5 protein-coding genes are annotated in these 6,000 nt (G+C 59.9%); 2 read left to right on the plus strand and 3 right to left on the minus strand.

The features are described 5' to 3' along the window. Positions 1-770: 770 nt before the first annotated feature. The 3 genes from Q2941_RS40100 to madL are packed head-to-tail and all read right to left on the minus strand — an operon-like array spanning position 771 to position 2,708. Positions 771-1,460 carry a GntR family transcriptional regulator gene (locus Q2941_RS40100; protein WP_458195944.1) on the minus strand — a complete coding sequence of 230 codons (690 nt, stop codon included), beginning with the start codon at positions 1,458-1,460 and terminating at the stop codon, positions 771-773. A 12-nt stretch (positions 1,461-1,472) separates the two neighbouring features. Then, positions 1,473-2,237 (minus strand): malonate transporter subunit MadM, encoded by a 765-nt coding sequence (gene madM / locus Q2941_RS40105; protein WP_458195940.1) that lies wholly within the window; start codon positions 2,235-2,237, stop codon positions 1,473-1,475. Between the two features lie 3 nt (positions 2,238-2,240). Continuing rightward, positions 2,241-2,708, minus strand: a complete 468-nt coding sequence (gene madL / locus Q2941_RS40110) for a malonate transporter subunit MadL (protein WP_458195945.1) — start codon at positions 2,706-2,708, stop codon at positions 2,241-2,243. Between the two features lie 204 nt (positions 2,709-2,912). Here madL and Q2941_RS40115 point away from each other — a divergent pair, with 204 nt between their 5' ends. Continuing rightward, the gene (locus tag Q2941_RS40115; protein WP_458195941.1) at positions 2,913-4,310 is read left to right on the plus strand and encodes a malonyl-CoA decarboxylase; all 1,398 of its coding nucleotides are present in this window, start codon (positions 2,913-2,915) and stop codon (positions 4,308-4,310) included. Beyond that, entirely contained in the window at positions 4,303-5,826 is a 1,524-nt protein-coding gene (locus Q2941_RS40120) for a malonate--CoA ligase (protein WP_458195942.1), read from the plus strand. Before Q2941_RS40115 ends, Q2941_RS40120 begins: the two co-directional genes overlap by 8 nt. Positions 5,827-6,000 lie beyond the last annotated feature (174 nt).

The following is a 6,000-nucleotide window of genomic DNA, read 5'->3' on the forward strand; positions in this document are numbered from 1 at the left end:
GCACAACTCGCACTTTGTGGGTGCCCCAGGCAGGCTGTGGATGCGCCGGCCGGCACTTCTGCCAGCCCCAGGCGAAAAGAGCGCACCGGCGACGCTACGGGCGAAGCGGCAAAGGGCTATCTTTTGGTCTTGTCCCTGTTCAGCGCCCGCATCATGCCGATCACGCTCAATTTGAAACTAGCTAGGACACTGCGGTTTGTTAACCCGGCCCGTGCCCTACTGATGCCGGACGATCGGTCCCCCTCCAATCGCCCACGCACACCAAGGCCCCAGCCATTGCGGGTTACGGGGCGACAACAACGAAGATCAGCCAGCCAAGTACAATTGCGCTCCATGCTATCGCGGCTGCATAGTACCAGATATCGGGTGACATAACGGGCCTCAGATGGGCTACGCCGCCTCCCACCCGGGATCATGTACCCAAAATGAATTAGGACGCTTCAAATTCAGTTTAGGACACTAGAGCTTAAATACGGACAGTCTCGCCAGCATATCTTGTGCGATGTCCTTCCCTCCTTCCATGTCGGGCCGCCCCAGCCAATAGGAGTTTGCAGCAAACGCGGCCGTCCGGCTTACCCTCTTCGGGGCGGGGGGGCGGCTCGACAAACAGGAGTTGCAGCATCTCCGAGCGCGGCGGCGCTGTCATTTTACCGGCCGCAGTTTGGAGATAATTTTCCCCGGCAGACGTGTAGGCTCTGATTGAGGAGCGGAACAGCCGTGTACTCTATCAGAGGCAAAATAAGTGACGTTGCCGGCCCTCGTTGGCCAAGTCACATGTCGCTTTTTGTCTGCGTCGAAATGTAACGTCCGATCGCGCTGGCGGCGTTGAGCATATGGGCGCGCATTCGACGGGACGCCTCATCGCCATCCCCCTGAGCGATGGCGTTCAGAATCGCCTCGTGCTCCTCGCGGGAGCGGGCAAGCCTACTTGCGTGACGGAGTTGGGTTCGACGGAAAGCTTTCATTCGGTTACGGATAGCCAGTGCCTGCTCCGCCATGAATGCGTTGTGAGTCGCGCCGTAGATGGTTTCGTGAAATTCGCGATTGAATTTATCGTAACCATCGATGTCGCCCTGCTTGACCAACACCTCCGATGCATCATGCATTTCGATGAGCTTGCCGCGCTCAAGCGGAGTTATTCGGTAGGTGGCAATCCGGACGCACATCGCCTCGACTTCGGCCGAGGTTTCGAACATTTCCATAATCCGTTCAGGTGTGGTCCTGGTAACGATGACACCGCGTCTGGGTCGGATCTCCACGAGACCAGTGACGGCAAGCTGCCTCAGTGCCTCACGCACGGGCGTTCGCGACGCGCCGAAGCGATCCGCGAGGTTTTGTTCATCCAAGCCCATGCCGGGCGGAAGGGCGCCAGATGCGATCTCATCCGTCAACACGTTTCGTATCTGATCGGAGAGAAGTTCTGAGTCCAGTCCGCCATCGGATAAATCATTGCTAGATATGCGTTCCAAGGCTCACCCCATCAAAGCGCGCATCGCGAGATAGAAGATAGAAGGACCGACCAGACAACCGATTCCGGTATGAAATGTTGCCGTGAGTGCCCCGTACGGGACAAGCTTCGGATCCGTGGCAGCCAACCCTCCAGCGACCCCGCTTACTGTGCCCATCAGGCCGCCGAAAGCCATGGCTGAACGTGGATTATCCAACCCTATCATGCGCGCGACGAGCGGGGTCCCCACCATGACGATCACCGCCTTCAGGACTCCGGTTGCAATCGAAAGCGCCATCACCGTCGAATCCGCGCCCAAGGCCGCACCTGTGACGGGACCCACGATGTAGGTAATGGCGCCCGCTCCGATCGTCGTCACGCTGATCGCGTCGGAGTAGCCGAACGCCAGCGCGACCAACACGCCGACGATGAAGGGCAGAATAGTCCCGAGTCCCAGGGACAAGACGCCCAGAAGACCGGCTTTTCGCGCCTCCACCACGTCGACCTCGAAGGCGGTGGCCACGATCGCGAAGTCGCGCAGCATTGCGCCACCCATCAGTCCGATCCCGGCGGAAACCGGAACGTCCGCCAATCCCTTCTGACCGCCGGTCATGAGGCCACCAGCATAAGCCAGCGCCAATCCGATGACGATCGCGATCGCGGAGCCATGGACCCTGCCGGCGGTGAATCGCTTCGAGACCGCGAGCGAGAGCCACATCACGGCTCCAACCACAGCAAACGCCGCAACCAGGCTCTGTTCAATAAAAACGTGTTCGATCATGTGGAGCATAGCTCAGACCTCCCTTGCGGCAGCGATGGCGTGTTCGGGATCGCCGGGTTGGAATGCGCCGGAAATGACTTTGCCGCCGCGCTCCAGCTCCGGTTCGACTTCGGCCTCGTGTTTTCTGTCGCGACCGAGTCGGCCAATCAACGCAACGGCTGCGAAGCAAAGGCCGACTGCGCCGAAGGCGGCGATCACGACGATTGGGCCGCCTCGCACTGCTGCAACGACGTTCTGTTGAGCGGCCATCGCGACGACGATCGGGATGTACATGGTGGCCCAAAATTCCACGCCGAGCTTGATACCCGGTGGCAAACCGCCATGCCGTGTGAACCAGACGCGGGCGGCTATCAGCAACATCATGGCGATTCCGACGCCGCCGACATTGGCTTTCACATGAAGCGCGACGCCGAGAAGGTCGCCGATGAACACGCCGATCAGCGTGCAGATTGCGAGGAGAGCGACGCCGAAGACGGTCATTGGACCACCCTCCTTGGCCCGAGCGGCAGCGCGCTTGTTGTCGACAAAACGACCATAAAACATCCTCCCATAATGCGATTTACCGTTATTTTCGGGGTTACGTATACAATTAGTTGACGTGACCGTCAAGCGAGTATACAAATCGATCAATCAGATCGTGTTCCGCATACACGGGTGCAACAACAGGACGCCAAGGGTCTGCAAATGAACGGAATTGTGCTGAAGGACATGCTCGGACGAATTGCCGAGCGCGGCCGTGCCCTGGTTGAGAAGCGAAGCTTCCGTCTCGCGGGATTTGCTCCCAGGGCAGGTGCGAGCCATGTCGGATCGGAGCGGATCGACGAATTGTGCCGAGCGCTTCTGTCAGGGCGGGGCGAAGCTTCTGGTGTCGCGATCGCCGGCAAGGTGCTGGATCGATACGCCACTATGTCGAAGCAAGAGAAGCAGGAGTTCTTTCATCTCCTGGCGAGGGATTTTGGTCCTGATCCGGAGAAGCTGAAGAAGGCTTGGGCGTCTTACGAACAGCGCCCCGACGCCACCGGATTGAAAGTGCTGCTTGGCGCGGTCGAGCCGCCACGGCAGGAACTCTTTCGCCGTCTCAATCTGGCGCCGGGCGGGACGGGCGCACTCGTGTCCCTGCGCGAGGATTTCGTCAAGCTCGGTAACAACGACCCGGCGCTGTCCAGTGTGGAAGACGATCTAGTCCACTTGTTTTACTCATGGTTCAACCGCGGCTTCCTCGTGATGCAGCGTATCACGTGGTCGACGCCGGCCGACATTCTCGAACGGATCATTCGCTACGAAGCGGTCCACACCATCAAGGGCTGGGATGACCTTCGCAGTCGCCTGCAGCCCCCGGATCGGCGCTGCTATGCCTTCTTCCATCCCTCGCTCGTCGACGAGCCACTGATCTTTGTCGAAGTCGCGCTGACCTCGGGCGTACCCGGATCAATCCAGGACATTCTGGCTGAGGATCGCGCGATTCTGTTGCCCGAGCAGGCCACCACGGCCGTGTTTTACTCGATCAGCAACTGCCAGGCCGGGCTGAAAGGCGTGTCGTTCGGCAATTTTCTCATCAAGCAGGTGGTCCAGGACATCTCACGAGACCTGCCGTCGCTGAAGAATTTCGTGACGTTGTCGCCGGCACCCGCCTTTGGGCCTTGGCTCAAGCGAGTAGCCGCCGATCCGAAGGCGGCCGGACTTGCGAACTTTGATCCGGCCACACTGGCACCTCTTCAGGAGAAGGACTGGCACCTCGACCCCGCTCTGAGGAGTGCGCTTCGTCCCGTCATCCTCAGCCTTGCGGCGTTCTATTACGTTCATGCCAGGACACCTCGTGGAAAGGCGATCGACCCGGTCGCGCGCTTTCATCTCGGCAACGGCGCCCGTCTGGAGCGTCTGAACTGGCTCGGCGACACTTCGCCCAAAGGCCTGCGCGAAGCCGAGGGGTTGATGGTCAATTATCTCTACGACCTGCGCTTTATCGAAGAAAACCACGAGGCGTTTGCCAATTCCGGAACGGTCGTCGCCTCGGATGAAGTGAAAGCTCACCTGCTCGCCCTCGCCCCTGATCTTGTTTTTTCGGAGAACCGTCATGTCTGAGAATCTGTTCACACTGTTCACCGCGCATTTCCCACAGGACCGCTCACGCGTCTTTCTTGAGCGTCCTGACGGCCCGGTGCTAACCTATGCAGACCTCCTGGATCGCTCCGGCAAGCTTGCGAACACGCTCGTCGCGCTCGGCGTCAAGCCGGGAGATCGCGTCGCCGCGCAAGTCGAAAAGACGCCCGAGGCGCTGCTGCTCTATCTCGCTACGCTGCGGGCCGGCGCTGTCTACCTGCCGCTCAACACGGCCTACACGCCGGCCGAACTCCGCTACTTCCTGGGCGACGCCGAGCCGAGGGTATTTTTCTGCAGCCCCGACAGGCTGGAGGCGATGAGATCGCTGTCAAGCGAGCTCGGCCTGGCGCACCTCGAGACACTTGGCGCGGATGGCAAGGGAACGCTGACCGACAAGGCGGCTGCCGCTTCAACGGATTTTGTGGATGTGACGCGGACGGGCGGCGATCTGGCGGCGATCCTCTACACGTCCGGAACGACCGGCCGCTCGAAAGGTGCGATGCTTTCCCATCGCAATCTCGCCTCCAATGCCCTCACACTGCGCGAGACGTGGCGATTTACCAGGGAAGACCGCCTGCTGCATGCCCTGCCGATCTTCCACACGCACGGGCTATTCGTGGCGATCAATATCACCCTGATGACTGGAAGCTCGTTGATCTTCCTGCCCGCCTTCAACGTCGACGAGATCATGCGCCTTCTGCCGAAGGCGACCGTAATGATGGGTGTGCCGACGTTCTATGTTCGCCTGCTGGCCCGGTCCGATTTTGATCGAGCGTCGGTGCGCCACATGCGGCTCTTTGTTTCGGGATCGGCGCCTCTTTCGGCCGAAACTCACAAGGAGTTCTCTGCCCGCACCGATCACGCAATCCTGGAGCGGTATGGAATGACGGAAACGAATATGAATACGTCAAACCCATATGATGGCGAACGCATCCCGGGGAGCGTCGGCTTCCCGCTTCCGGGTGTCGAGATCCGCATTGCCGACCCGCAGACCGGAAAACCCCTGCCGCAGGGCGAGGTTGGCGTCATCGATATTCGCGGGCCGAATGTCTTCAAGGGATATTGGCGCATGCCCGAAAAGACAAAGGAGGAGTTTCGCTCGGATGGGTTCTTCATCTCGGGCGATCTCGGCTACATCGATCGGAACGGGTACGTCTACATCTCGGGAAGGGCCAAGGATCTCGTCATTTCGGGCGGGTATAACGTCTATCCCGCTGAGGTCGAATCCGCGATCGAGGCGGTTGCGGGCGTCGCCGAATGCGCCGTCATCGGCGTTCCCCACGCCGACTTTGGCGAAGCCGTCGTAGCCGTCGTAGCTCCGAAGCCGGGCGCTCAAATCGACGAGAAGCAAATCCAAACGGCAATTGCCGGCGACCTCGCGAAATACAAGCAACCAAAGCGCGTCTTCGTGACCACCGACATTCCACGAAACGCCATGGGCAAGATTCAGAAGAAGGACCTGCGCGAACAGTACAACACGACGTTCCGGTCAGCATAGGTCAAAGGGGCAAGGACCGTGACATCCCCGCCAGAGCCCGGCCTGACAAAACCGTTGTGCATACCGAAAACCTAAATCCTGAGGTAGCGGTGATGAAGTCCGCCCAGGATGGCAAGTGACCTGACCACACCGGTTCGCTGAACTGGGCGAGAAACGGGCGCATCCTTATCCAAG

It is taken from the genome of Bradyrhizobium sp. UFLA05-153, assembly GCF_054185185.1.